This window comes from Povalibacter uvarum (genome assembly GCF_014202975.1).
In the GTDB taxonomy this organism is placed as follows: Bacteria; Pseudomonadota; Gammaproteobacteria; order Steroidobacterales; family Steroidobacteraceae; genus Steroidobacter; species Steroidobacter uvarum.
Map to the genome: position 1 here is coordinate 347,368 of NZ_JACHHZ010000003.1, position 24,533 is coordinate 371,900.

General features: G+C 63.0%; 23 protein-coding genes. 15 read left to right on the plus strand and 8 right to left on the minus strand.

What is annotated here, in order from left to right; translation table 11 throughout:
- Nucleotides 1-4 precede the first annotated feature (4 nt).
- Nucleotides 5-1,120, plus strand: coding sequence for a class II histone deacetylase (locus HNQ60_RS12920; protein ID WP_184332397.1), 1,116 nt, complete (start codon nt 5-7; stop codon nt 1,118-1,120).
- A gap of 43 nt (nt 1,121-1,163) precedes the next feature.
- Nucleotides 1,164-2,528 carry a P1 family peptidase gene (locus tag HNQ60_RS12925; RefSeq protein ID WP_184332399.1) on the plus strand — a complete coding sequence of 455 codons (1,365 nt, stop codon included), beginning with the start codon at nt 1,164-1,166 and terminating at the stop codon, nt 2,526-2,528.
- Between the two features lie 21 nt (nt 2,529-2,549).
- Here HNQ60_RS12925 and HNQ60_RS12930 read toward each other — a convergent pair whose 3' ends face one another.
- On the minus strand, nt 2,550-3,185 hold the full coding sequence (locus HNQ60_RS12930; RefSeq protein ID WP_184332401.1) for an FMN-binding negative transcriptional regulator: 636 nt from the start codon (nt 3,183-3,185) through the stop codon (nt 2,550-2,552).
- A 247-nt stretch (nt 3,186-3,432) separates the two neighbouring features.
- On the opposite strand from HNQ60_RS12930, the gene HNQ60_RS12935 reads away from it, so the two are divergent.
- The 6 genes from HNQ60_RS12935 (at nt 3,433) to HNQ60_RS12960 (ending at nt 11,750) form a co-directional block, all read left to right on the plus strand.
- On the plus strand, nt 3,433-4,620 hold the full coding sequence (locus tag HNQ60_RS12935; protein ID WP_184332403.1) for a serine hydrolase domain-containing protein: 1,188 nt from the start codon (nt 3,433-3,435) through the stop codon (nt 4,618-4,620).
- A 6-nt stretch (nt 4,621-4,626) separates the two neighbouring features.
- Complete coding sequence (locus HNQ60_RS12940; RefSeq protein WP_184332405.1) at nt 4,627-6,012, plus strand: peptide MFS transporter; 1,386 nt, start codon at nt 4,627-4,629, stop codon at nt 6,010-6,012.
- Between the two features lie 2 nt (nt 6,013-6,014).
- Complete coding sequence (locus HNQ60_RS12945; protein ID WP_184332407.1) at nt 6,015-7,025, plus strand: YncE family protein; 1,011 nt, start codon at nt 6,015-6,017, stop codon at nt 7,023-7,025.
- Between the two features lie 142 nt (nt 7,026-7,167).
- The gene (locus HNQ60_RS12950) at nt 7,168-9,252 is read left to right on the plus strand and encodes a TonB-dependent receptor (protein ID WP_221304179.1); all 2,085 of its coding nucleotides are present in this window, start codon (nt 7,168-7,170) and stop codon (nt 9,250-9,252) included.
- 54 nt (nt 9,253-9,306) lie between these two features.
- Nucleotides 9,307-10,341, plus strand: coding sequence for a right-handed parallel beta-helix repeat-containing protein (locus HNQ60_RS12955; RefSeq protein WP_184332408.1), 1,035 nt, complete (start codon nt 9,307-9,309; stop codon nt 10,339-10,341).
- A gap of 35 nt (nt 10,342-10,376) precedes the next feature.
- On the plus strand, nt 10,377-11,750 hold the full coding sequence (locus tag HNQ60_RS12960) for an aspartate aminotransferase family protein (protein ID WP_184332410.1): 1,374 nt from the start codon (nt 10,377-10,379) through the stop codon (nt 11,748-11,750).
- A gap of 113 nt (nt 11,751-11,863) precedes the next feature.
- Here HNQ60_RS12960 and HNQ60_RS12965 read toward each other — a convergent pair whose 3' ends face one another.
- A complete protein-coding gene (locus tag HNQ60_RS12965; RefSeq protein ID WP_184332412.1) occupies nt 11,864-12,865 on the minus strand; it encodes a LysR substrate-binding domain-containing protein in 1,002 nt (333 codons plus the stop codon).
- Between the two features lie 266 nt (nt 12,866-13,131).
- On the opposite strand from HNQ60_RS12965, the gene HNQ60_RS12970 reads away from it, so the two are divergent.
- Complete coding sequence (locus tag HNQ60_RS12970) at nt 13,132-14,442, plus strand: glycerate kinase type-2 family protein (RefSeq protein ID WP_184332414.1); 1,311 nt, start codon at nt 13,132-13,134, stop codon at nt 14,440-14,442.
- On the opposite strand, the gene HNQ60_RS12975 is transcribed toward HNQ60_RS12970, so the two are convergent.
- Nucleotides 14,443-15,216: a DUF899 family protein gene (locus HNQ60_RS12975; protein ID WP_184332416.1), complete on the minus strand. Its 774-nt coding sequence runs from the start codon at nt 15,214-15,216 to the stop codon at nt 14,443-14,445.
- 189 nt (nt 15,217-15,405) lie between these two features.
- Here HNQ60_RS12975 and HNQ60_RS12980 point away from each other — a divergent pair, with 189 nt between their 5' ends.
- From HNQ60_RS12980 to HNQ60_RS12990, 3 genes are all read left to right on the plus strand, one after another.
- Nucleotides 15,406-15,771 carry a peptidoglycan-binding domain-containing protein gene (locus HNQ60_RS12980; RefSeq protein ID WP_184332418.1) on the plus strand — a complete coding sequence of 122 codons (366 nt, stop codon included), beginning with the start codon at nt 15,406-15,408 and terminating at the stop codon, nt 15,769-15,771.
- Complete coding sequence (locus HNQ60_RS12985; protein WP_184332420.1) at nt 15,768-16,562, plus strand: hypothetical protein; 795 nt, start codon at nt 15,768-15,770, stop codon at nt 16,560-16,562. The genes HNQ60_RS12980 and HNQ60_RS12985 overlap by 4 nt, the downstream gene beginning before the upstream one ends.
- A 71-nt stretch (nt 16,563-16,633) precedes the next feature.
- A complete protein-coding gene (locus HNQ60_RS12990; RefSeq protein WP_184332421.1) occupies nt 16,634-17,134 on the plus strand; it encodes a hypothetical protein in 501 nt (166 codons plus the stop codon).
- On the opposite strand, the gene HNQ60_RS12995 is transcribed toward HNQ60_RS12990, so the two are convergent.
- Together HNQ60_RS12995 and HNQ60_RS13000 are read right to left on the minus strand one after the other, a co-directional pair.
- On the minus strand, nt 17,105-17,707 hold the full coding sequence (locus tag HNQ60_RS12995; protein ID WP_184332423.1) for an ASCH domain-containing protein: 603 nt from the start codon (nt 17,705-17,707) through the stop codon (nt 17,105-17,107). The two genes, HNQ60_RS12990 and HNQ60_RS12995, sit on opposite strands and share 30 nt — an antisense overlap.
- Before the next feature lie 15 nt (nt 17,708-17,722).
- Nucleotides 17,723-18,217 (minus strand): hypothetical protein, encoded by a 495-nt coding sequence (locus HNQ60_RS13000; RefSeq protein WP_184332425.1) that lies wholly within the window; start codon nt 18,215-18,217, stop codon nt 17,723-17,725.
- Between the two features lie 336 nt (nt 18,218-18,553).
- Here HNQ60_RS13000 and HNQ60_RS13005 point away from each other — a divergent pair, with 336 nt between their 5' ends.
- On the plus strand, nt 18,554-19,189 hold the full coding sequence (locus tag HNQ60_RS13005; RefSeq protein WP_184332427.1) for a DUF2306 domain-containing protein: 636 nt from the start codon (nt 18,554-18,556) through the stop codon (nt 19,187-19,189).
- Here the strand turns inward: HNQ60_RS13005 and HNQ60_RS13010 are convergent.
- Both HNQ60_RS13010 and HNQ60_RS13015 read right to left on the minus strand, forming a co-directional pair.
- Entirely contained in the window at nt 19,179-19,613 is a 435-nt protein-coding gene (locus HNQ60_RS13010) for an NIPSNAP family protein (protein ID WP_184332429.1), read from the minus strand. The genes HNQ60_RS13005 and HNQ60_RS13010 overlap by 11 nt on opposite strands.
- 67 nt (nt 19,614-19,680) lie before the next feature.
- Nucleotides 19,681-20,769 (minus strand): zinc-dependent alcohol dehydrogenase family protein, encoded by a 1,089-nt coding sequence (locus HNQ60_RS13015; RefSeq protein WP_184332431.1) that lies wholly within the window; start codon nt 20,767-20,769, stop codon nt 19,681-19,683.
- A gap of 141 nt (nt 20,770-20,910) precedes the next feature.
- On the opposite strand from HNQ60_RS13015, the gene HNQ60_RS13020 reads away from it, so the two are divergent.
- Nucleotides 20,911-21,546: a hypothetical protein gene (locus tag HNQ60_RS13020; RefSeq protein WP_184332433.1), complete on the plus strand. Its 636-nt coding sequence runs from the start codon at nt 20,911-20,913 to the stop codon at nt 21,544-21,546.
- 103 nt (nt 21,547-21,649) lie between these two features.
- Here the strand turns inward: HNQ60_RS13020 and HNQ60_RS13025 are convergent, their stop codons facing one another.
- Nucleotides 21,650-22,372: a helix-turn-helix domain-containing protein gene (locus tag HNQ60_RS13025; protein WP_184332435.1), complete on the minus strand. Its 723-nt coding sequence runs from the start codon at nt 22,370-22,372 to the stop codon at nt 21,650-21,652.
- Between the two features lie 167 nt (nt 22,373-22,539).
- Between HNQ60_RS13025 and HNQ60_RS13030 the strand changes: the two genes are divergently transcribed.
- Nucleotides 22,540-24,531 carry a serine hydrolase domain-containing protein gene (locus HNQ60_RS13030; RefSeq protein WP_221304180.1) on the plus strand — a complete coding sequence of 664 codons (1,992 nt, stop codon included), beginning with the start codon at nt 22,540-22,542 and terminating at the stop codon, nt 24,529-24,531.
- Nucleotides 24,532-24,533 lie beyond the last annotated feature (2 nt).

The following is a 24,533-nucleotide window of genomic DNA, read 5'->3' on the forward strand; positions in this document are numbered from 1 at the left end:
CACGATGATTGCCGCACCGCGCACCGGTTTCGTTTTCGAGGAGCTGTACCTGTGGCATCACACCGGTGCTCCGGCCGGCGTGATGCCGCACGGCCTGACGGTCGAGCCGGGTGAGCATCTCGAGAGCCCGCAGAGCAAGCGCCGCATTCGCAACGTGCTCGAGGTCAGCGGACTGCTCGATTCGCTGGTTCGCGTCAGGGCGGAGTATGTCGATGAGGACTACCTCACCCGGTTTCACACCCGTGATCATGTAAGCCGCGTGCGCGAATTGTCGAAGGGGAACGGCGGCGATGCAGGCATCATGACGCCGTTCGGCAGAGGGGGTTTCGACATCGCGCGGCTCTCCGCAGGCGGCACCAAGTGTGCGGTGGAGTCAGTGCTGACGGGCACGGTCGATAACGCCTACGCCCTGGTGAGGCCGCCTGGCCATCATGCTGAGCGGGATCAGGGTCGCGGCTTCTGCCTGTTCGGCAACATCGCGCTTGCAGTGATGCATGCACGCGCCGCCCATGGAGTCGGGCGCGTCGCCGTCGTCGACTGGGACGTGCACCATGGCAACGGCACGGAGCAGGCCTTCTACGAAGAGCGCGATGTGCTCACGCTCTCGATTCACCAGGATGGCTTGTTTCCACGTGACACCGGAGGCCTCGCGAGCAACGGTGCCGGGGCGGGTAAGGGCAGCAATCTGAACTTGCCATTGCCTCCGGGCTCGGGCGAAGGTGCCTATCTCGCGGCGTTCGAGCGAGTAGTGATTCCCGCGCTGCATCGCTTCAAGCCTGAACTGATCGTGGTGGCGTCGGGGTTCGATGCAGCCGGCATGGACCCGCTCGGTCGCATGATGCTGCACAGCGACGTCTACCGTGCGATGACACGAATGTTGCTGATTGCTGCGCGAGAGCTCTGCAATGGAAGATTGGTGTTGTCGCATGAAGGCGGCTATTCACCGTGGCAGGCGCCGTACTGCGCTCTCGCTGTGATGGAAGAGCTGAGCGGCATTCGCACTGGCATGGACGACCCATTCCTGCCGATGGTGAGGGGCTGGGCACAGCAGGACCTGCAGCCGCATCAGGCGGCGGCGATTGACATGGCAGCGCGGCTTGTTGATTCGATTGCGAAGTAGGTAGCGGATAGTCAGAACGAAGAGATGATTCTGGAGAGGTGAAATGCGGTTGCGAATTTTCTGTGGACTATCGACTGTGCTCTGCTGCGCAGTGGCGACTGCCTGGGCTTCTGATCAGAGCACCCTGAAACCTGTCGTCAATGCGGCTGGAAAGACGCTGAGCTTCGACTGGCCGATGGTGCGGGTCGGAACGGCGGAGTACGAAGAAGGGCCGACAGGCGTCACTGTGTTTCACTTCGGCCGCAAGGTGCTCGGCGCGGTTGACGTGCGTGGCGGCGGGCCGGGAACGGTGAACACGGATTTCCTGCGACTGGGATACGACGCGCCGGAGCTCGATGCTGTCGTCTTCGCGGGTGGTTCCTGGTACGGGCTCGAAGCAACGACGGCCGTTGCGTCGGCGCTCAAGGACGATGGTATTCGCGACGGTGGCTGGATGACGCTCGCGCTGTCTGTCGGCGCGATCATCTATGACCTGGGCGATCGCCGGCTCAATGAAATCTATCCGGACAAGCAGTTGGCTCAGGCCGCGTTCCGAGGTGCACAGCCCGGCGTGTTTCCGCTCGGTCCCTACGGCGCGGGGAGGCTCGCGAAGAGTGGCGGCTACTTCGGATGCAATGCGCACTCAGGGCAGGGCGGTGCGTTCCGGCAGATCGGTGATCTCAAGATTGCTGCGTTCACCGTGGTGAATGCGCTCGGTGTAGTGACCAATCGCGACGGCAGCATTGCATCGTGTTATCGCGATCCAACCTGGCCGAAGAGCCTCAGCGCCGCCGAGTTGTCCGCGGGTCTGCCCGACAGTCGCAAGCCGGGCTGGAAAGGGCCGTCGATGCAGGCGGATGCCAAGCGCAACACGACGATCAGCCTCGTCGTGACGAATCAGGTCATGACACCGGCGGAGCTGCAGCGACTCGCTGTTCAAGTCCATACGTCGATGGCGCGCGGAATCCAGCCGTTTGCGACAGAGTTCGATGGTGATGTGCTGTACGCCGTATCGACCGGTGAGCTTCCCAAGTCGGAGCCGCTGCAGATCACCTCGGCCGACATTGGCATCATCGCATCGGATGTCATGTGGGATGCGATTCTCGCGTCGCAGCCAGAGCAGCCCGTCGCAGCGCAGCCGGACAAGCGCCTGAAGTTGAAGGGCGATCAGCTCGAGCCGCTGGCTGGGACCTACATCTTCAGTGAGTTCGCGAAGATCAGCGTGACGGCGCGTGAGAACAGGCTGTTCGCACAAGCGACGGGAGCCCGCGATGCGTTTGCGATTCGTCGTGCGGCGCCGGTCGAGTTGTTGCCGGTGTCCGCGACGGAATTCGCGGTGCCGGGACGGTATCCGCTGACTGTGAAGTTCGAGGAAGGGAAAGTGGTGTTGAATCCGGGAAGGTGGCAGCAGATCGGGAAGCGGGAATGACAGTGAGGTCGTACCTCCGGTCTATTTCTCGACTCCCAGTCCCGCCATCCACCTCGCCACCTCGTGGCTCCCTTCGTCGTTGCGCTCCAGCAGGCGCTCCATCACCCGAACGCGATCGCCGGGCGGGTGAGTCTGGCTGAGTTTCGTCACGCCTTCGATGCGCTCAACTTTCATCCGCACGGAGCGGATCATCGGCATGAGCGTATCGACACGGCCGGGCGGCGCCTGTTCGAGTGTCCATGGCGTCGCGTTGCCGCTTTCCATGATGCGTGCCGTGTGTCGCAGGATGGCGAGCTGGGTCGCCTCATCGTCGATCGGCTCGATCGTGCCGCGCACATGGGCAACCACGTAGTTCCACGTCGGCACAGTAGGGCGTTCCCTGTACCAGCTTGACGATATGTACGCATGCGGACCGGCAAAAATGGCCAGTGCGCTTTGCCCGGCTTCGAGCGAGGCTGCATGCGGATTCCGCCGCGCCATGTGGCCGATCATCGTCGACGTGTCGTCGTCCGATTCGAAGTACAGCGGGATCGCCGTGGCCAGCATCCCCGCCGCACTGGTGGTGATGAACTGGGCGAACGGATAGCGCCGGACGATGGCGGCGGGATCGGCGGCTGCGTAGGCCGGCGGGGCAAACAGAAGTCGTTCCGTATCCATAGCAGGTTGATCTGAGTCGCTGATTTTCCTCGGGGGACGCGGGCCAGCATCGCAGGGAACCGCGCCACCGGGAAGATGCGAAAGACAACGCAGACGGTGTCTCTCCGACACCGGCCGAACGTGCGGTGACTCTGGCTCACCGGCCCGCACGACATTCGCAACCGTCGGTGCGCAGGCGGACGCGTATATATGAACGCATCGCCACGTGGGCGGAGAGAGCATCTTGCGGGACGAGGGGTCGGTAGAAATGGCGAATCGCAGCCGCTTCGGAAGCGCAGGGCAGGTGCCGCAAGCGTCCGCACCGGAGCATTTCGCTGATGACGATGCGCGACTCGCCTACGCCGGCAAGATGCTGCCCGATCGGCAGCTGCGGCTGTTCAGGGATCCTGCGTGGGTCTTCTCGACGCGCAAGATCGCGAGAGGCGCGGATGTCTTCCCGCTGCCGCGCGCCGACCAGTCAATCGCTGAGCTGCCGGTACGCGCGGCCGGCAACGAGTACGACCTCGTCGACTACATTTCGCGCAACCGCGTCGTCGGGCTGCTCATTCTTCATCGCGGACGCATCGTCCTCGAACACTACGAAGCGGGTCTCGATCGCGACAGTCGCTGGATCTCGATGTCGATGGCGAAGTCGGTTGCGACTACGCTCGTCGGCGCAGCGATCCGCGACGGATTCATCCGCAGCGTCGATGATCCTCTGACGCGGTATCTGCCCGAGCTCGCGGGCGGCGGTTACGAAGGTGTCTCGGTCAAGCACCTGCTGCAGATGACATCGGGCGTCCGTTGGGACGATACGCACACCGATGCAGCCTCCGAACGCAGGCAGATGCTCGAGATGCAGATTGCGCAGCAGCCCGGCGCGATTCTTCGTTACGTAGGCAGTCAGCCTCGCATCGCTGAGCCGGGCAGTGCCTGGAACTACAGCACGGGCGAAACGCATGTCGTCGGTGCATTGTTGTACGCCGCGACGGGCCGCTGGGTCGCCGATTATCTGTCGGAGAAGATCTGGGCGCCGTTCGGCATGGAGCACGATGCGCTTTGGTGGCTCGAGTCGAAGCAGGGGCTCGAAGTGGCCGGCAGCGGCATCAGTGCGACGTTGCGCGATTACGGAAGATTCGGCCAGTTCGTTCTCGGTGGTGGGATCGCCGGCGGCAAGCAAGTCCTTCCTGACGGCTGGATTCCCGAGGCCACTGCGCCGCGCACGGTCGGCGGCAAGCAGGTCGACTACGGCTACATGTGGTGGGCCGTTCCAGGTCGCGACGGTCGTCACGATGATGGCGCATTCAGTGCCCGCGGCATCTTCGGCCAGTACATCTACATCAATCCCCGTCGCGACATCGTGGTGACCGTGCTGAGCGCGCGGGCGAAGCCGAAGGGAGCGGAAGTCATTCTCGACAATGACTTCTTCAACAGCACAGTCGAAGCGCTGCGTTAGGAACCCATGACGACCGCGATCGACACCCCGACGCAATCCAACCCGGCACGCGACGATCGCACGTTCCTCGGTCAGCCGCGCGGTCTCGCCTACATCGTCTTCACGGAGGCGTGGGAACGCTTCTCGTTCTATGGCATGCAGGCGCTGCTCGTGCTGTACATGACGGGCCACTTGCTGCAGCCGGGCAATGTCGAAAATGTCGCGGGGTTCGCGGCTTTCCGTTCCGGCATCGAAGCAGTGTTCGGCCAGCTCTCGCTCCAGGCGCTCGCTTCGCAGATCTTCGGTCTCTACATCGGCATGATCTATTTCATGCCCGTGCTCGGCGGACTGCTGGGCGATCGTGTTCTCGGTCGCAGGAAAGCAGTCACGGCGGGGGCCGCGCTGATGGCGGCAGGTCACTTCCTGATGGCCTTCGAGGCCGCATTCCTGCTCGCCTTGTTCTCACTGATCCTCGGATCGGGATTGCTCAAGGGCAATCTCGCTGCACAGGTCGGCGGGCTTTACGCGAAGAACGATCCGCGTCGCGACACGGCTTTTTCGCTGTACTGCATGTCGATCAACGTCGGTGCATTCATCGCGCCGCTCGTGTGCGGAACGCTCGGCGAGTTGTATGGCTGGCACTACGGTTTCGGTGCGGCGGGTGTCGGCATGCTCGTCGGCATCGTGATCTATCTGTCGGGTCGCAACCATCTTCCTGTCGACCGGGTGGCGGACCGCAGTGAGCGAGTGAAGCTCCAGCCCGGCGAAGGTCGCGTGATCGCCGCGCTGCTCGGCGTGCTCGCGATCACGGGCCTCTTCTGGACGGGCCAGACTCAGGTCTGGAACACGTATCCGATCTGGATTCGCGACCACGTCGATCGCGACCTGTTCGGTCTCTCTATCCCGGTGACGTGGTTCCAGTCGCTGGATTCGCTCGCCGTGCTGGTCTTTGCGCCCGTCGTGATCTGGTTCTGGCGCTGGCAGGCGAAGCGTCGTAGCGAACCGGGCGATCTCGTGAAGATCGCACTCGGATGCGCCTTCTTCGCCATTGCCTGCTTCCTTCTCAGCGTCGGAGAGTGGTTCGCCGGCGAAGGCAAGACCGCATTGTTGTGGCCGGCCGCTTTTCACTTCGTCTGCGCAGCCGGCTATCTCTACGCAGCGCCGATTGCACTCGCGCTCGTGTCTCGCGCAGCCCCCGTTTCCGTCAACGCCATGATGGTCGGCGCGTACTACCTCGCGCTGTTCGCAGGCGGCATCGTCAGCGGCTGGCTCGGAAGATTCTTCGAAGCGATGTCGCCGGCTTCGTTCTGGCTGATGCACGCTGCGATCGTCGGCAGCGGCGCCGTGCTGATCCTTCTGCTTCGGCCCTTGTTGATACGCGAGCTGCGGCTCGACACCGCCCGCGGAGAGTGATGATGAAACCGATGTTCGCGGCGGCGTTTGCCGCTCTCGTTGTTGCATGCGCTCCCGAGTGCACCTTCGCGGCCGAAGGTGCTCAGTACAAAGTCGTCGATACTTTTCGCGGTCCGGACGGCGGCTACGACTACGTATCTGTCGATAGCGCGGCGCAGCGCGTGTTCATCGCGCGCAAATACGGTGTGATGGCAATCGATCTGAAGGATCGGAAAGTCATTCCGGAACTGATCAAAGGCAACGACGTATCGGCCGTCCTGATCATTCCCGGCACCGACCTGCTGTTGACGACGAACTGGGGCGGGCACACGGCAACATTGCTGGACCGACGAACTGGCAAGGCGAAAGCCGAGATCGTTACAGGCAAACAACCGGATGCGGCGGTGTTCGATCCTTCCTCGCGTCGCGCTTTCGTGATGAACGGCGAGAGCAAGGACATCACGGTCGTCGACGTCGCGAAGGCGGTCGCGATTGCAACGATTCCTCTCGGCGGCAAGCCTGAAGCGGGTGCAGCTGATGGCAAGGGCCGCATCTACGTGAACATCGAGGACACGGCGCAAATCGCCGTCATCGATACCGCCAGGCTGAAGGTGCTCACGAAGTACAGCATCCCCGAATGCGAAGAGCCGACAGGGATTGCCTACGACGCAGTCACTGGCGTGCTGATCTCCGCCTGCCACAACGGCATCGCGAGACTGGTCGACGCGGCGACAGGCAAGGATCGCGGCTGGTTCAAAGTCGGCGCGGAGGCTGACGGCGCGATTTTCGACTCTGCGCGCCGGCTCGCGTACATCCCTTGTGACGACGGCACGATGACCATCGTGCACCTGGACGAGCGGGCCCAGACCAGGCCGGTCGCTGTAGTGAAGACTGCCAGAGGCGCACGCACTGCAGCACTCGACCCGCAAACGGGCCGGCTGTACTTGCCCTACGCAGATTTCACGACGGACAGCGCCGGCGAGGACGTTCAGACGCCCGGCACATTCGCCGTTCTCGTCGTCGCAGCGCAATGAAATCCAACCGCGCATCCGAACCTGTCGTGCTGGTGCTGTCGCGGCACCACTGCGTGCATGTTTGGCATCTATTCAAATCCGGTGCGCGGCCTCTATCGTCGATTACAAGTGGGCATCGATCCTACCTGGGGAGGTTCAGGCCATGATGAAGCATTCGAAACAGTTGCTGGTGCTGACGGCGGTTGCAGTGGCGCAACCGGCGTTGACGCTGGCCCAGGAAGTGACCCTGGAAGAAATCATCGTCACGGCGCAGAAGCGTGAACAGCGGTTGATCGAAGTCCCGGTGGCCATCACCGCGATTTCGGGATCGGAGCTGCAGCAGCGCGGCCTGAGCTCGGTGCAGGACATCTCGTTCGCGGTACCGGGTCTCACGATGCGTGAGGACGGTCCGGGCAGCTACACGATCTTCATGCGCGGCCTGAGCAATCAGTACGGCAGCGACGCGCTGGTCGGCGTGTACCTCGACGAAGCTCCGCTGTCGCTGACAGGATTCGATCAGCTCGATTCGCGCGTCATGGATCTGGAACGTGTCGAAGTGCTGAAAGGCCCGCAGGGCACGCTGTACGGCCAGGGTTCTGTGGCCGGCGCAATCCGGTACATCACCAAGAAGCCGGTGCTCGATGCGTTCGAAGGCAGCATCGAGGCGTCCGAGACGTTCATCGATGACGGCGATACGAAAGAGACGTTCACCGGCGTCATCAACATCCCGATCGTGAAGGACAAGTTCGCATTGCGTCTGGCCGGCACGATCGAGAACGGCGGCGGCTGGCAGGACCAGCCCCAGGCCGGCATCGAAGACGGCAACAACCAGGATCTCAAGAACTTCCGCGCGAAGGCGCTCTGGAAGATCACCGACAAGTTCTCCGCCGATGCGATGATCGTGATTCATCGCAACGAGAGCGAGCTGGGACTCGGCTTCGAAAACCCGGATCGCACCATCACTGTCGCGGTCGACCGTTCGCGCGTGCTGATCCCCAAGAAGTTCGAGTACAACCTCTACAACCTGAACCTGACGTACGACTTCGGCGGCGCAGAGCTGCTGAGTGCCTCGACGTACATCGACCATCACCACGAGTATCCGTTCTCGTACATCGGTGGTCCGGAGAGCTTCTACCAGGGTGCGCTCGAAGGTACGGACGCGCGCTACAGCCTCGCAAATCAGTTCAGCCAGGAGCTGCGCCTCGCTTCGACAGGAGAGGGCCCGCTGACCTGGACGCTGGGCGCGTTCTACAAGAAGCTCAACAATCAGCTCGAGGCGTACTACGACACGCTGTACGCGGGCGTCTACTTTCCGCCGGCCTACTACCTGAGCAAAGACGGCAACGAATCCTATGCGTTGTTCGCGGACCTCGCGTGGGCGATCACCGATCGCATCGAGGTCGGCGCGGGCGTGCGCTACTTCGAGGACGATCAGGACACGTTCGACGGTACGGAGTCGGAAAGCGATTCGTTCAATTCCACCGATCCGCGTGTGTACGCTTCGTTCAAGCTTGCGGAGAACATGAACCTCTACGCGAGTGCGGCGAAGGGCTTCCGCAGCGGCGGTTTCAATCGCGGTGACTTGCCGAACTACCAGCCGGAATCGCTGTGGAGCTACGAACTTGGCTTGAAGGGTCTGGTTGCCGATGGACTCCTGAGCTTCGAGCTCGCGGCTTACTACAGCGACTATTCCGACATGCTCCGTCGCGGACTCGTGCTGGTACCGGATGCGGAACCGCAGTTCCAGCAGCTGACCAGCAACGTCGGCGCCGTGGAAGTGAAGGGTATGGAAGCAGGCGTGACCTGGCGTGCGACCGACAACCTGACGTTGAACGCGACCGCTGCGTACAACGACAGCGAGATCACCGAAGTGAACGCACTGGATGCCACGAACTTGCCGGGCGATCGCGTCGACTACGTGCCTGAGCTGGCTTACACGCTCGGTGCGCACTTCAGCTTCGAGATGGGCTCGCTGCCCAGCTACTTCCGGGTCGATTACAGCTATCGCGATGCGATGAGCTACATCGATCGCACGAGCTTCCCGGCGGAGAACGTGCCGCAGTGGTCTGATGACATCGGCCTTCTGGATGCGCGTCTTGGCGTCACCTGGAACGCGGCCTGGTTCGAGCTGTACGGGATGAACCTCTCGAACCAGAACAAGTGGATCGACCCGTATCACGACTGGACGAACGCCAATCGCACGCGCCCGCGCGCGATCGGCATCAAGGTCGGCTACAACTTCAACTGATGTCCGAAGCGGCCGGCCCGTCAACCGACGGGTCGGCCGCACCCCACGCGAGCAATGAACCCTCGTCCACTGCGACTGAAACACGCTGCATTCATTCTGCTTGCCGGGCTCATGGCCGGTGCGGCGTGTGGCAAAACCCTCTCCGTTTGCCCTGCGGGTTCGAAGGCGAAGTGCGACTTCACCGGCAACCAGGCGCTGCAGTCGGCTGTCGACAAAGCGGCCGACGGCGACACCATCATGGTTCGCGCTGGCGCGTACACGTCCGCCGCATTCGTTGACGTCCCGTACAAGCAGTACGTCATTCGTGGCTCGCTTGCGATCCGTCACAAGCGCATCGAGATCGTCGGCGAAGACGGTGCGGTTCTCGACGGCACCGCAGGGCCACCGGTCTCCGCGATCGTGATCGAGGGCGGCGACGTGACGCTGCGCAACCTGACGATTCGTAATTTCCGGGCGGGAGATCCGGAGGATGATCTCTATGAAGGTCACGGCATCTTCGTCATCGACGCGGTCGTCGAGCTGGAAGATGTCACCATCGAAAAGTACGCAAAGATGGGATTCACGGGGCGAGGCAGTTCTTCGCTCACGGCATCGGGGCTGCGGATACTCGATGGACACGTGGCGATCTGGCTGGAGGAATCAGCTCATCTGCGCTTGTGCAATGCGCTCGTGCGCAACAACGACTCCGCCGGCATCGCCGCCTACATGAATGCAACTGCGCGCGTCTACAACTCCGTCTTCGACGGCAATCAGGACGACGGTCTTTACGCGGAGAACGAAGCGTCGATCTTCGCGACCAACACGCTGTTGCTGAACAACAAGCCATTCGCGGTGCGCGTCACCGACGACGCGCAGGCTCAGGTGCGCTACACGGCGCTTCACGGCAACGCCGCGAAAGGCAGTTCGCCCGATGGAAAGCAGAGCATCCGGTGGGGCGAAGGCGTGCAGGATCTTGTAACGAAGCCAGATGCAAACTACCGACTGGCGTCACCGCTGGCCGGCGATCCCGATGTGCGTACAGCAACGCTCGGCCGCATGAACATCGGACTGTCCGATGTCGCTGCCTGCGGCAGCGGTCAGGGTCGCTGACGGAGCGGTAACGGGATCGAACTTCAGGAGTCTCTATGTCCGCTCAATCCCGCAGCACGCTCGAGTGGCAACAGCTCGACAGCGCGCATCACGTTCATCCGTTCACTGATCCGAAGGCACTGACGAAGCGCGGCGTGCGTGTCATCACGCGCGCAGATGGCGCGTATGTGTGGGACAGCGATGGCAACAAAATTCTCGACGGGATGGCGGGCCTGTGGTGCGTGAACGTCGGCTATGGCCGGCAGGAGCTGGTGGACGCGGCAACGCGCCAGATGCAGGAGCTGCCGTACTACAACAGCTTCTTCCAGACGGCGACACCTTCGCAGATCGAGCTCGGCCAGGCGCTCGCTGAGGTCACGCCGCCCGGACTCGATCATTTCTTCTTCGCGAATTCAGGTTCGGAAGCGAACGACACGGTCATCCGGATCGCACGTCACTACTGGCATCTGAAGGGCAAGCCGAACAAGCGGACCTTCATCGCTCGCACGATGGGTTATCACGGCAGCACGCTTGCAGCCGTGAGTCTCGGCGGCATGCCGCACATGCATGCGCTCGACAAGGTGCTGTTGCCGGGCTTCGCTCACATCATGCATCCGCACTGGTACACGCTGGGCGGCACCCTGTCGCGCAGCGAGTTCGGCATCGTCGCGGCGCGTGCCCTCGAGGACAAGATTCTCGAGCTCGGTCCCGACAACGTTGCCGCCTTCATCGGTGAGCCGGTGCAGGGCGCGGGCGGCGTGATCGATCCTCCGGAGACTTACTGGCCCGAGATTCAACGCATCTGCCGCAAGTACGACATCCTGCTGGTCGCCGATGAAGTGATCTGCGGATTTGGCCGCACGGGGCAATGGTTCGGCTCGCAGACGTTCGGCATCGAGCCCGACCTCATGCCGATGGCCAAGGGACTTTCATCCGGCTATCTCCCGATCTCCGCGGTCGCGATGAACAAGCGGGTCTTCGAAGCCGTCAACGAAGGCGGCCTGCTCGCACACGGCTATACGTACTCGGGTCACCCGGCTGCGTGCGCAGTCGCGATTGCAAACATCCGGCTGATGCAGCGCGAGAAGCTCGTCGAACGAGTGCGGGAAGACATCGCTCCATACTTCCGCGCGCGTCTGCAGGAGCTCGCGGACGACCACCCGATCGTCGGCGAGTTGCGCGGCTCAGGATTGCTGGCCGGCCTGCAGCTCGTGAAGGACAAAGCGAAGCGTACGATCTTCACGACCGAGGACGACGCAGCGAACAAGTGCCGAGACCTGTGCCTCGATCATCACCTGATCATGCGGGCGGTCGGTCAGACGATGGTGCTGAGTCCGCCGCTCATCATCACGCGGGCGCAGGTCGACGAGCTTGTTTCGAAGGTAAAGATCGGACTCGATCTGACGGCGCGACACTTCGGGCTGGGATGAGAGAGAGGGGAGGGGATTTCACACGGTGTTCACGGAGATGGAAAGACAATAAGCCTTTCTCATTCTTGACCTCCGTGTACTCCGTGAACTCCGTGTGAAACTCCTTATTCCTGCTACTCCGCGTTCCCCGACCGCAGCTCCGGATGCTGCGTGGCGATCGTCGACACCAGCCACTGCCGGAAGCGGCGGATGAGCGTGGAATCCCATCGGTCTGCTTTCGCAATGAAGTAGTACGAGCCCATCGCCTTGGGTTGGAACGTCGGCAGATCCTGTCCGACTTCGACGAGTCGGCCTGCCGCGATGTCGTCGGCCACGATGAGTTGATTCGTGAGCGCTGCGCCGCGTCCGTGTCGCGCGGCATCAAGGGTCAGGTGCCCTTGCCACAAGCGCGGGCCCGTGAGGTCGACGTCGTCGACGACGCCGTGCGCGCCCAGCCAGTTGCGCCAGCGGTCGAAGTTCTCTTCGTGCAGAAGCTGGAGCTTCAACAGATCGCGCGGCTCGCGCACCGGTGGCGCACTGTTCATATAGCCTTTGCTGGCCGCGGCGATGATGGCGACAGTGGCAACTTCCGCCGCTTTCAGGTTCGACGGCAACTGGAAGGGTGTCGGGACATAGCTCGGCACGAGCCGGATCTCGATGTCGGTGTCCTGGGTGAGCAACTCAGGTGAGCGATCGGCCGGGCGCAGTTCGACGTCGATACCCGGATTGGCCCGCTCGAAATCGCCGAGTCGCGCCGACAACCAGTGCAGCGCGAAGCCGGGCATGCAGCGGATATGCAGGCAGCGATTGTCGCCGCGCTTCATGAGATCGATGGTCGCGTTGGCGATGAGGTCCATGGCCACGGCCACTTCGCGGTGATAGCGAACGCCTTCTTCCGTCAGCACGGCACCGCCCGGTGTTCGCTCGATCAGCTTGGCGCCAGTCCATTCTTCGATGGCGCGCAGGTGCCGGCTTACGACGGCATGGTCACGACAAAGGTACTGGGCAGCCTTGCGCACTCCGCCAAGACGGGCGATGGCATCGAATGCCCGCAATGCCTCGAATGGCGGCAGCGCCTTGCGCGACGGGAGGTGAGAACTCGGCAGTCGGGCGCGGAGGGTCTCTTCGGCAAGCATCGCGGCTCCTGAAAAACAGGTATCGGCGTCATGACGGAACCGGAGGGTCGGTCGACGTCCCTGTTCGTTTATATGTGCCGCGCCCGGGGTGAGCCCCGACGCTGCGCCAACCGCTCCCAGGGACAGATGGTGCCTATTGCGCACCGGGGCTGCAAACATTCTTTCACATTGGATATCAAGCAGTTCCGGGCGACGCAGGCAGTGGCGGATGACGCAGGGGAACCCTGAACGGTGCCGCTTCATGACGCGTTGCTTATAGTTCCGCGATGACCTCACGCGATCTGCTGGTGAAGCTCTTTGCGAGTGCCGTTGACGCTGCTCGCGGCGACAAGGTGCTGCGAACTTCCACGCACGTTCGCGGCGATGCTTTCGTGTACGAGGGCGAGGGCGGCTCGCTGGAGATTCCTCTTCCCGCCGGCTCCGGCAGGGTGATCGTCGCGGGTGCGGGCAAGGCTGCGGCATCGCTCGCGAGCGGTCTGCAGTACGCGCTCGGTGATCGCATCGGCGAAGGAAAGGTGATCGTGAAGCACGGCCACGGCGCACCGCTCGAGCGCATTGCCGTGCTCGAAGCGAGTCATCCCGTTCCTGACGAATCGTCCGTCGCCGCAACTCAATCGTTGCTGCGGCTCATCGACGGCACGAAGGAACAGGATGTCGTGTTCTTTCTTCTCACAGGCGGCGCTTCATCATTGCTGTGTCTTCCGGTCGAAGGGCTTTCGCTGGCCGACAAGGCAGCGGCGACGACGCTGCTGTTGAACAGCGGCGCCGACATCCATGAGATGAACACGGTCCGCAAACATCTTTCGGCGGTGAAAGGCGGGCGCCTGCGTTTGCGATCGCGAGCCAAGGCTTTCTGTACGCTCACGATCTCCGATGTCATTGGAGATGATCCGGCAGTGATCGGTTCGGGCCCGACGGTTGCTGACCGCTCGTCCGCGCTCGACGCACTATCGATCGTTGCTCGCTACGAACTCGAGTCGCGCATGCCGATGAGTGTGATCGAGCACCTTCGCACTGACGCGACATCGGGTGCCGCGCAGTGGCCATTTCCGCAGGACGTCTATCGCATCGTCGCCAGCAATCGCGCTTCACTGGATGCTTGTGTTCGAAGTGCAGGTGCCCGGCAGCTGGACGTCAGTGTGCTGCCGGACCCGATGGTCGGCGACACCGCAACGGCGGCGCGAGCATTCGCGGAGAAGCTGAAAGAGCTCGCAAAACTTTCCCGGGCGCGCCCGCACATCGTAATCACCGGCGGCGAAACGACGCTGAAAGTGAAGGGTAGCGGCAAGGGCGGCCGGAATCAGGAGTTCGCGTTGCATGCGGCATTCGCTGTCGACGGCGTTCGCAATGTCACCTTGTTGGCTGCAGGCACTGATGGCACTGACGGTCCGACCGATGTTGCAGGTGCGTTTGCAGATGGCAGCACCGTTGCACGTGCGCGCGCAGCTGGATTGGAGATCGATGCATATCTGCGGCGCAACGACGCGTACCCGTTGCTCGACGCGCTCGGCGACCTCTTCAAGACGGGACCGACGGGAACGAACGTCATGGATCTCGCGATTGGAATCGTCGGGTAGTCACAGCTCCTTTAATGCCCGGGGCTGCGCACCGGAACAGCAGCGGTACTGGAGTTGCTCGTTGAAATCCGGTCGACCGGCCGGCGTGAGATCGAACAAGTTCCACAGAGGTTCGAGCGTACCCGCGGCCCGAGGATCCTGACCCGGATCAGCCGGTGCGAACATCAGCTCCGAAGCCCAGAAGAATCGAATCGTTCCGTCGGGGTCCCGCCCGAAGACCGTCATGACCGGCAACTGCTGGCCGTGCTCGTCTTCCCCATGATAGTCGCGACGGAAGTTGTTGCCGGCGGAGGAGAGCAACCGCACATGCTGCCAGTTGCGATCGCGTGCGACGCCGAGCAGCCGCTCGAGCGGAGCTTTCGCAACCACGACGAAATTTCCGCCCGCGGCTTCGAAGTGCGGCGCAGCCGCGTCGAGCTGATCGATGAGTGCCGTGCACGATGGGCACGGTTGCTCGTCTCTCGGTAGTCGCGCGGTCTCGCCGCTCGAAGCTGCTTCGCGCGTATCGGTGCGATAGCGGGGGAACATGTAGTTGTAGACGACCAGGCTGTTCGTGCCATCGCGAAACAGTTGCGACAGTCGAATCCTGGCCGGTGTTCCGTCGGTGCCCATCCCGTCGAACTCGTAGTCGTCAGGAATCCTGCCGCCCGGCGGCAGCGCACGCCTCGCCACCGCAACGGCTTCCATCTGGCGTCGCAGTTCGATCTCCTGCGCCAGCAGCACGTCGCGAGCGTGCCTGTAGTCCGTCGATTCATTGGGGAATGTGACGCCCATGCCAGTCTCCTTGGTCGGTTTTCGTACCCTTCGAAGGACGGCGCGCATTGCATCGTTCCGACAAAACCCCGCGCGTCGATCTGGCGTCAGAATCCGCTGTCACGGGGCGCTGTACCAAAGGGCCGATCCCGGGACCTTGAGCCCTTCGGTCAATTCTGCCCGCGGGCCTGCCTGTCTAGAGTGAAAGGCATGGCTCTACTGTCGAAGTCTTTCCGCAATGACGACAAGCTGCAGGCCTGCGCAGTCAGCGATCCTGCGCACGTCGTGCAGGGGGCCGCGGGTGAGCACGTGGCGAAGATCCAGCTGGCGCTGTCGTTGCTCGATCGTGCCAGGATCGAGCCGGCGGAGCTTGCGGCCAGGCAGTACGGTCCGTCGACCGCGGCAGCGGTTCTCTCGTACAAAACCAAGCGCAACATCGTGAACTACTCGTACCAGAACAAGGCGGACAACATCGTCGGCAAGATGACGATCGCCGCGCTCGATCGCGGCATGCTCGCGCTCGAGCGCACCTCGGGTCCGGGCAACTGCTGCGCCGGCCGGCGTTTCGCACGATGAAAGCTGTTATCGTCCACAGCAACGCCGCCGCGATCGAGAAGGACTGGGCAAATCAGTTCGCCGGACTGGATGCGGCGGTCAAAGCAGATTTCGCGAGCGTCGTCGATTGGCAGGAGCGCGTGAACCGCGTCTTCACCATCGGCGCCATCACGTGGTCGGGCATCGTCGAAGCAGTCAGCAAGGCTGCTGCTGCGGCGGGCTCTGGCGGCGTAGTAGTTATCGCGAGCGGCCATGGAGGTTCGGTTCCCGGCGACGACTCCGCCGGTATCGTCAACTGGGACGCCAGCGATGGCGACGTCGCCAGGGACTGGAGCGCAGCGAAGGTGGCGAAAGGGCTGTTTTGGGATGAAGTGATCATGGGGTACACGGATCCCATTCCGAACGGCAATCCGCCGACCCGCAAAGCCGAGGACGAACAGGCGGTCAGGCAGAAGAAGTCCAACGCTGCGATGGCGCAGAAGCGGCTCGATGCATTCGATGCTCTGATGAAGATCAAGCAGGCGCTGACGAGCAACAGCGTGAAGCGCCTGACCTTCACGGTGTGCACAGCCGGGCGCGCCACGAAGTTCATGGATCGGATGGCGAAGCATCTGCAGACCGATGTCGCCTGCTTCAAGTCGAAGACGCTGGTATTCGACGATGCGACTTTCAAGTTCAAACCGGGCAAGGCGCGGCTCGTCATGGAGTCGGACAAGGCGAAAGATGGTGTCGGCACGAACACGCGCGAGGCGCGGGTCTTCTCGCCCAATCTCGACAACCCCGCGCTTGCTTACGTAGCGAAGAAACCCTGAGATCCCGACGATAACAATCCGATGCAGGCCGCCGCACAGCAGGCAGCGCCTGTGCGAGCAAGCATGCCAGCATGTGCGATCAGCCCCTGACCACCCAGTCCCGATGGGGACTTCTCCTCATGATGCTGTCGATCGTCGCGGCAGGCGTGACGCGTTCGACGGCGTCGCAGGAGGCTTCGCGAACTGAAGTCGTGTCCGCGATCGAAGCACGCCTGGAAGCAGCCGCCCGCAACGATCGCCACATGTGGTCCAGCTACGTTGCGGATGCGGCTGGCGATGGCGAGATGCTGGCCCTCGAAGGATGGCAGCTCGAAGCGGGTCGTCCGCGCGGCGCCATCGGGGACGTAGAAGTTCGCTTGTATGGACAGACCGCTGTTGCCAGCTATTTGCCGCCGGGCGCTGTCGTTCGATCGGATGACGTGGCCGGCCTGAAGCGCATCGAGACATTCGTGCGGCGCGATGGTCGATGGTTGCTGGTCGGCATCGCGCGCGATCAGCAGCTCGAAGGAAGCGCGAAGGAGAAGGATCTCAACGAACGAGTCTCAGTCGGGCGTCCGACGGTGCTTCACTGAGCGACGGCGGTCCGCGGCAAGCACCCGCTTGCCGCGCGGCGAGAGTTCGTAGCCGACCTCGAGACTGATCGTGAGCCCGAGCGTCTTCAGCTTGCGCACGTCGCGCTTGAATTCGTCGCGTTCGCGCCCGGTCTGCGCGGCGAGATCGGTTGCCCGTGTGCCGGGATGATCCGCGATGAGCTGCAGCACTTCTCTCGTCCAGGGCTTCGCCGATCGACGATCCATGCCGTCGAGTTTGAGGACCAGCTCATCCAGTTCATTCGCCGAAGGCGCGGTCCGGGGTGCGCGTTCGATCGGAGTATCGCGATAGCGGAAATCGATCAGGAACACGCGCTCTCCGGGGCCGTGCTTGGCGATCTTGAGCAGATCCACCAGCGATGAGAATCCGCAGCGTCGCGCGAGTGCTGGAGTCAGCGATTCGAAGCCGATTTCCTGGATGCGACCGACTTCGATCGATCCGGAGCCGAACGCGTAGCGACCGCCCGTGGTGACATGGGGCCGCTGCCAGATCCGGACCGTGCAGGTAATCTCGCCGCGCCGGATGGGTTCATGGAAGCGCGTCTTGAAGAGCATGCGGGCGCGATCACGTCACTTGTAGTCTTCGTATTGCAGCCGCACCGGGCCGAGCGGGATCGACACGTAGTTGTCGTCGAGCGGGCGTTCGAGCAGCGGCGATGCGACGGGGTCGCACGGGTGCGTACCGAAGGCCCCGTTGGCGCGGCCGTGAAGATACAGATTCGCTTCCGCCTGGTCTTTCGGCTTGAGCAGCAGGTAATCCATGCATCGCGACCCGGACTGCGAGGGCTTCGGCGTCGGGCGCGTGGAAGCTTCGGCGATTGCCTGCGCCACGGCAGGTTTGTCGCTATCGCTTCGAGCCGCGTCGCTGGCGTCAGCAACGAGAGCGACGAGGTCGTCGCGGATGCCATCGTTGTTGGCATCGATACCCTGCCACCGATCGGTCGCTGGCGATTTCGCGGCGACGCTGGTGTTCGTTGCCTTTGCGCTGTCGACGTCATCCTGCGCGAACGCGCCGGCGATGGCGAAGTGGGTCAGTGCCAGCAGTGTGACGGCAGTTGGACGCATGGCTCAGATGATCCTTGGGCAGGGACTGGAGCTCGGCCTGGAGTCCAGTCTACGGGAGTCACAGTCTAAACGCGGCAGCAGGTCTGAGGAACGGGCGCAACGGATCGCCGCAAGGCGCGCTTCGGCGGCCGCTCCTTGGGAGGCTCCTTCACCGGGGGATTCCGGGCGGGATCGTCTGGCGGCATCGGGGGCTTGTCGTCCGGATCCGGCTGATTCGGGTCCGATTCGGCTGCTGTGATGGATGGGTGCATACGGTCAGAACCACCTGCAACCCTGGTGTGTTCCCGGAGGTCTCAACGACTCTGATAGGCTGCGACACAAAAGGGCGGTGCCGGAATGACAGCGAAATCCTGGGCCTGGTTCGTCATGACGCTGCTCGCGTTCGGCGTTGCGCTGTACGCGATGAATGTCGCGCTCGTTCCGGATGCGCGTTCACCCGTCGTGACGTCGCTCATCGAGCGAATGCCGGCTGTGGCCTTCTCTCATTTCATCGGCGGCGCCGTAGCGATTGCAGTCGGCGCGCTCCAGTTCAGCACGCGAATCCGGACCAGGATCGTCACTGTGCATCGATGGCTCGGGCGGACTTACGTACTGGCGATCCTGATCAGTGGCAGCGCAGGCCTGTATCTCGCTATCAACTCGAGCGGCGGTGCCGCTGCGCGCTGGGGCTTCGGCTTGCTGGCAGGGGCCTGGCTCGCTGCCACGTTCACTGCCTATCGCAACATCCGGCACGGACGGGTCGCCGCGCATCGGCAATGGATGATCCGAAGCTATGCGATAACGCTGGCCGCACTGACGCTGCGTTTCTATCTGCCGGCGGCTCAGATGCTGGAGCTGCCGATGGGGACCGCGTATCAGACGATTGCGTGGTTGTGCTGGGTGCCGAATCTGATCGTCGCTGAATGGTTCATTCGCTCGGGAAAGCGAGAAGCGCGGGTGGGGCAGGCGGCTAGCCAGCTGGCTAACGGCTAGCCGGCTTCTTCAACAGCTCCCGCTGCGGCGAGTACGGCACCAGCGTCAGCGCTCGGTCCTCGATCGCCCCAACAAATTTTCCGTCCTTCTCGCTCGTTTCCCTTTTGATCCTCGCCCATTCCTCGTCCGCCATGAACTTCGCCCAGCGATCCGTCATCGTCGCTTCGTCGGGCCATTGCAGCAGGTAAACGAACTCGGTGCGGTTCTCGAACTTCGATTCCCACATGGCCACGATCTGGAAGTCGTATTTCGCCATGATGCGGGCCGCATGATCGCGAAACCGGTCGTGGAACGCGGTCTTGTTGTTGTCGAAGATCTCGTAGATGCGCAGCTGGTGGACTGGGGTCGACTCCGCCGCGAGCGTCGTGGCGGGCGCTGCAAACGCCGCGATCAGCGTCAGGGCTGAGAGGAATCTGCTGACCATCGGGCGCTCCTTCGGAAAACGGCATCGTCCTGATGACCGGTGGGCCCGCGGCGAGTTCCGCCGCATCCTAGAGGCGGATCACCACTTTGCCGAAGTGGCTGCCGCTGCGCAGGTACTCGAAGGCGGCCGGGGCTTCTTCGAACGAGAAGATCTTGTCGATGACAGGCTTGAGCTTGTGCCGCGCAACGAAGGTATTCAGGGCTTCGAAGTCTTCACGCGAGCCGACATAGATCGCGGTCATCGACCCCATGCGGCCGCTCAGCTGGCCGGTCGTGAGCGAAGCGTCGAATCCGGTCAGCCCGCCGATCAACGCGACGTGTCCCCCGATCGCAAGCGAACCGAGAGCCTTCGGCAGCGTGTCCTTGCCGCCGATCTCCAGAACATGGGAGACGCCCGCGCCGCCCGTGGCCTTGAGAACTTCCTTGTCCCAGTTGGGAAAGGTCTTGTAGTTGATGGTGCCGACCGCGCCGAGCGACTTCGCCCGGTCGAGCTTGGTATCGCTGGAGCTCGTGATGACGGGCTTCGCGCCCGCGGCCGAAGCAAGTTGCAGGCCGAAGATCGACACGCCGCCGGTGCCTTCCAGGAGCACGAACTGGCCGGCGTTCAGGTGGCCGTGCTTGAAGAGCGCGTTCCAGGCCGTGACGCCGGCGCAGGGCAGGGTGGCGGCCTCTTCGTAGGAAAGGTGATCCGGAATCCGGACGAGTCCGTCCTCGTGCGTCGTGATCATTTCCGCGAGCACACCAGCTCGATCGCCGCCGCGCGCGGATGTGATCCCTGCGACGGTCGGCGCGCCATCGTTCCAGTTTTCGAAGAACGTCGTCGCGACCCGGTCGCCGCGTTTGAATCGGGTAACGCCGGGGCCGACGTCGATCACTTCGCCCGCGCCATCGGAGACCGGAACCCGGCCGCTGGCGTCGCCCGGGAGCATGCCCTGCAGAACGTAAAGGTCGCGATGATTGAGGGATACGGCGCGGATGCGTACGAGCACCTCGCCCGCTGCAGGTACGGGCTTAAGAGTACTGCGCAGGGCAAGCTGGTAGCCTTTCTCCGCGCGCTCGAGCTCGAATCGACGGACTTGGGGTTCGGCGCCCCAGGACGGCTGCGCAGTGGCAACACAGAGCAGAGTGAGAAATGCGGAAGCTCGAAGCAGATGCATGGCGATCCCTCGTACGAATGAATCGCGACTTTCGGTCATGAGCCGTGGACGTGTCCACTGTCATGGCTGTGAGCTGATTCGGCCGCTGATCACGCGTTAAGAATATGGCGTCCTGAGCCTTTGCAAAGAATGAGATCACCAATGCGGAAGATGGTCGCGCTGCTCGGAGTTGCCCTGCTCGTGGCGGGAGCCTTCGCCTTGCCGCAAGCACTGGCCGAGGAAGATCTCGGCCTGTCCGGGCAGATCCGGCACGCCAGGGTGGTTCGCTATCACATCGAAGGTGTCTACAAGCGCTGGGTTGCGATCACGCCCAGGGACACTGCGAGCGAAGGCAATGTCAGCGACCGGGTGACGATCGATTTCGACTGGGACCTGCGGGCGTCGAAGTTCGTGGAGGCGCCCAAGATCGCCAACATCCGCACGCTCGTCAGCGGCTTTCGCAATCTGCATGCGCCCTGCAAGGCGCCGGTGCTGAAGGGAGAGTTCGAGTTCCTCGACGCGAAGGAAGTGATCGTGGAGGAGGGCCGGAGTCCGGCTGTTGTCGGCTTGCGGACCTATCCGCCCGCTGAGCTGGCGCTTCGCTGCCCGGAGAGTCTGGTGCTGAGTCCGGCCGAGGGAGCGCAGGAGGCGGTGAAGCTGACGCTCGCGGTGCCAAAGCGCGTGCTGCATGCGCTCGTCACACCGGATCCGTCGATGAGTGTCTCGGAGGATCGCAAGTCGATCACGCTCGTGTCGAACGACTGGGTGTGGACGTATACGCCGGTGGTGGTGAGGTAGAGCCGGTCACTCCCGCGAAAGCGGGAGTCCATCCTGGGCAAAGGCATGGATTCCCGCGTTCGCGGGAATGACGGATGACGTCCGACTGAAGCCGGACCCACAGCTACGCTGCGGACTTCTTCCCGCGATGCTTCGGCTTCGCGACCTGCGAAAGCCGGCCGGTGTCGGCGGGCATTTCGGGGCGCACGTCTTCGTCGCCGTGCAGTTCCATCAGCGATTCCATCAGGCCTTCATCCGCGCTCGAGCACACACCGAGCACACTCGCTTCATCGCAACCCTCGGCGGCGACGTACGCGTGTCCCATGTTGGAGTCGATGTAGATCGATTCGCCTTTCTCCAGCACGATCGGATCGTAGAACTCCGTGTGGATCTCCACGCGGCCTTCGAGGACGAAGATGTACTCCTCGCCGGAGTGATGCACGAGCTCGCCGAATTCGCCGACGCTCTTTGCACGGATCCGCGTGAGCACGGGGATCATCCGCTTGCGGCGCAATTCGGCGCACAGATAGTAGTAGTCGTAGTTCGGCGTGTTCACGCGGATGGCGCGATCCAGCCTGCCGATGCTGCGTCGTGCCGTCACCGACTGATTCGGTTCCTCGGCGGGCTCGGCGAAGAGATCGGACATGCGGATCTTCAGTCGCTCGCTCAGTTGCAGCAGCTTGTCGTATGTGAGAGTGAGCCGGTCGTGCTCGACCTTCGCGAGCGTGGAGAGCGGAATCCCCGTTCGCTTGCTCATCTCCTTCAACGTCCAGTCGTTGCGGTTGCGCAGCGAGCGCAGCAGTCGGCCCAGGGTGGGTTTGGCAGGCTGTTTCGATTTGTTGCTCATCGAGGCCGATTCTAGCGGTAACCCCAAGGAATATATGACGCAGTGCTCCAATCCGGACACGGTGCCGATTGTCACGTATGGGTTGACGATTCTCCAATCAGGACTATTATGGCCCACAGGGGATAAGCAATGCCGCCAGAGAGCGGCCCCTTCAGGTGAGGTGTCTCATGCTTGCTCGCGCGGCGATGACGATGGCGGCCCTGTTTTCCTTGATCGGCGGTGCGTTCGCCCAGGAGGGCCCGCCGCTGACGCCACCCACTCCGGCTGACGAAGCCACTGTCCCCCAGGCACGAGCAACGACCGGTGCGCCGCTCACACGCGCGGACGTCGAAGCCTGGCTCGACGGATTCATGCCGTACGCACTCGCAGCAGGCGACATCGCCGGCGCCGTAGTCGTCGTCGTGAAGGACGGCGAAGTGCTGGCCCAGAAGGGATTCGGCTATTCGGATATCGCCGAGCGCAAGGCTGTCGATCCCGCCACCACGCTGTTCCGTCCGGGCTCGGTGTCGAAGCTCTTCACGTGGACGGCCGTCATGCAGATGGTCGAGCAGGGCAAGCTCGATCTCGATGCGGACGTGAACCAGTATCTCGATTTCGAGATTCCGCCCCGCGACGGCAAGCCCGTCACGCTGCGCAACATCATGACGCACACGGCGGGCTTCGAAGAACAGGTGAAAGGCCTGATGGGCGTGGACGGCGAGCCGTTCGAGCCGTACGACGTGCACCTGAAGGAATGGGTGCCGACCCGCATTTTCGCCCCGGGCACGACGCCCGCGTATTCCAACTACGCCACCTCGCTCGCCGGCTATCTCGTTTCACGCGTCTCGGGCCAGTCGTTCGATGACTACATCGATCAGCACATCCTGAAGCCGCTCGGCATGGAGCACTCCACTTTCCGTCAGCCGCTCCCCGAGAACCTGAAGTCGTTGATGTCGAAGGGCTACGCGCGTGCCTCGCAGCCGGAAGCGAAGCCGTTCGAGATCGTCGGTCCGGCGCCGGCGGGGAGCCTCTCTGCTTCGGGCACGGACATGGCGCGCTTCATGATCGCGCACCTGAACAAGGGTGCCTTCGGCACCGAACGCATTCTTCAACCGGCAACCGCCGAGCAGATGCATGGCACTGCGCTTACCCTCCTGCCGCGCGTACATCGCATGCTGCTCGGCTTCTATGAGCAGAACTACAACGGTCAACGCATCATCGGTCACGGCGGCGACACGCAGTGGTTCCACAGCAATCTGCATCTGTTCCTCGATCAGAACGTCGGCCTGTTCGTCTCGGTGAACAGCTCCGGCAAGGACGGCTCGCCGGGACATATCCGCAACGCGCTGTTCGAGCAGTTTGCGGATCGCTACTTCCCGGCACCGGCGGCTGAAGGAAAGGTGGATCCGAAGGTTGCAGCCGAGCACGCAGCGCTGATGGTTGGCGTGTACGACAACTCGCGCCGCATGGACTCGAGCTTCCTCAGCCTGCTGAACCTCGCGGGCCCGATCAAAGTGATCGCGAACGCGGACGGCACGATCAGCGTGCCGCTTGCGACGAACCTTGCCGGCGCGCCGACCAAGTGGCGCGAAATCGAGCCGTTCGTGTGGCGTGACGTCGACGGCAAGAGCCTGCTGTCGGCGCAAGTCGAGAACGGCCGTGTCGTCCGCTTCAGCTTCGATGGGCTCTCGCCGTTCATGGTGTTCGAGCCATCGCCGGGCTGGCGCTCCGCGGGCTGGCTCGTGCCGAGCCTCGTCGCGGGGCTGGTCGCCATCCTGCTGACCGTGCTTGCCTGGCCGGTCTCGGCGCTCGTGCGCCGCCACTACGGTGTGCCGTATCGCCTCGCTGGAGAGGATGCGAAGGCGCATCGCTTCGTCCGCATCGGATCGACTGCAGCGCTCGTTCTCTTCATCGCCTGGGTGATCACGATCACGCAGATGATGGGCAACCTCGCCAACCTGGCGTCTGGCATGAACGGGTTGCTGTGGCTGTTGCAGCTGCTGTCGCTGGTCGTGTTCATCGGTGCGCTGGCGGCAGCGGCATGGAATGCGATCGTCGTCGTTCGCTCGCCTCGCAAGTGGTACGCGAAGCTCTGGGCTGTCGTGCTGGCGTTGTCGCTGTTCGTGCTCCTCTGGGTTGCGTTCGCGTTCAACCTGATCGCCTTCGACGTGAACTTCTAGAG

Excerpts from the sequence above, each read along its gene's own strand:
- HNQ60_RS12920 (WP_184332397.1), top strand. The coding sequence starts at position 5 with ATGATTGCCGCACCGCGCACCGGTTTCGTTTTCGAGGAGCTGTACCTG.
- HNQ60_RS12965 (WP_184332412.1), bottom strand. The coding sequence starts at position 12,865 with ATGCTTGCCGAAGAGACCCTCCGCGCCCGACTGCCGAGTTCTCACCTC.
- HNQ60_RS12935 (WP_184332403.1), top strand. The coding sequence starts at position 3,433 with ATGGCGAATCGCAGCCGCTTCGGAAGCGCAGGGCAGGTGCCGCAAGCG.
- HNQ60_RS12985 (WP_184332420.1), top strand. The coding sequence starts at position 15,768 with ATGAAAGCTGTTATCGTCCACAGCAACGCCGCCGCGATCGAGAAGGAC.
- HNQ60_RS12950 (WP_221304179.1), top strand. The coding sequence starts at position 7,168 with ATGATGAAGCATTCGAAACAGTTGCTGGTGCTGACGGCGGTTGCAGTG.
- HNQ60_RS13015 (WP_184332431.1), bottom strand. The coding sequence starts at position 20,769 with ATGCATCTGCTTCGAGCTTCCGCATTTCTCACTCTGCTCTGTGTTGCC.
- HNQ60_RS12970 (WP_184332414.1), top strand. The coding sequence starts at position 13,132 with ATGACCTCACGCGATCTGCTGGTGAAGCTCTTTGCGAGTGCCGTTGAC.
- HNQ60_RS13020 (WP_184332433.1), top strand. The coding sequence starts at position 20,911 with ATGCGGAAGATGGTCGCGCTGCTCGGAGTTGCCCTGCTCGTGGCGGGA.
- HNQ60_RS12930 (WP_184332401.1), bottom strand. The coding sequence starts at position 3,185 with ATGGATACGGAACGACTTCTGTTTGCCCCGCCGGCCTACGCAGCCGCC.
- HNQ60_RS13010 (WP_184332429.1), bottom strand. The coding sequence starts at position 19,613 with ATGGTCAGCAGATTCCTCTCAGCCCTGACGCTGATCGCGGCGTTTGCA.
- HNQ60_RS13000 (WP_184332425.1), bottom strand. The coding sequence starts at position 18,217 with ATGCGTCCAACTGCCGTCACACTGCTGGCACTGACCCACTTCGCCATC.
- HNQ60_RS12945 (WP_184332407.1), top strand. The coding sequence starts at position 6,015 with ATGAAACCGATGTTCGCGGCGGCGTTTGCCGCTCTCGTTGTTGCATGC.
- HNQ60_RS12990 (WP_184332421.1), top strand. The coding sequence starts at position 16,634 with ATGTGCGATCAGCCCCTGACCACCCAGTCCCGATGGGGACTTCTCCTC.
- HNQ60_RS12980 (WP_184332418.1), top strand. The coding sequence starts at position 15,406 with ATGGCTCTACTGTCGAAGTCTTTCCGCAATGACGACAAGCTGCAGGCC.
- HNQ60_RS12925 (WP_184332399.1), top strand. The coding sequence starts at position 1,164 with ATGCGGTTGCGAATTTTCTGTGGACTATCGACTGTGCTCTGCTGCGCA.
- HNQ60_RS13025 (WP_184332435.1), bottom strand. The coding sequence starts at position 22,372 with ATGAGCAACAAATCGAAACAGCCTGCCAAACCCACCCTGGGCCGACTG.
- HNQ60_RS13030 (WP_221304180.1), top strand. The coding sequence starts at position 22,540 with ATGCTTGCTCGCGCGGCGATGACGATGGCGGCCCTGTTTTCCTTGATC.
- HNQ60_RS12975 (WP_184332416.1), bottom strand. The coding sequence starts at position 15,216 with ATGGGCGTCACATTCCCCAATGAATCGACGGACTACAGGCACGCTCGC.
- HNQ60_RS12940 (WP_184332405.1), top strand. The coding sequence starts at position 4,627 with ATGACGACCGCGATCGACACCCCGACGCAATCCAACCCGGCACGCGAC.
- HNQ60_RS12960 (WP_184332410.1), top strand. The coding sequence starts at position 10,377 with ATGTCCGCTCAATCCCGCAGCACGCTCGAGTGGCAACAGCTCGACAGC.
- HNQ60_RS12955 (WP_184332408.1), top strand. The coding sequence starts at position 9,307 with ATGAACCCTCGTCCACTGCGACTGAAACACGCTGCATTCATTCTGCTT.
- HNQ60_RS13005 (WP_184332427.1), top strand. The coding sequence starts at position 18,554 with ATGACAGCGAAATCCTGGGCCTGGTTCGTCATGACGCTGCTCGCGTTC.
- HNQ60_RS12995 (WP_184332423.1), bottom strand. The coding sequence starts at position 17,707 with ATGCTCTTCAAGACGCGCTTCCATGAACCCATCCGGCGCGGCGAGATT.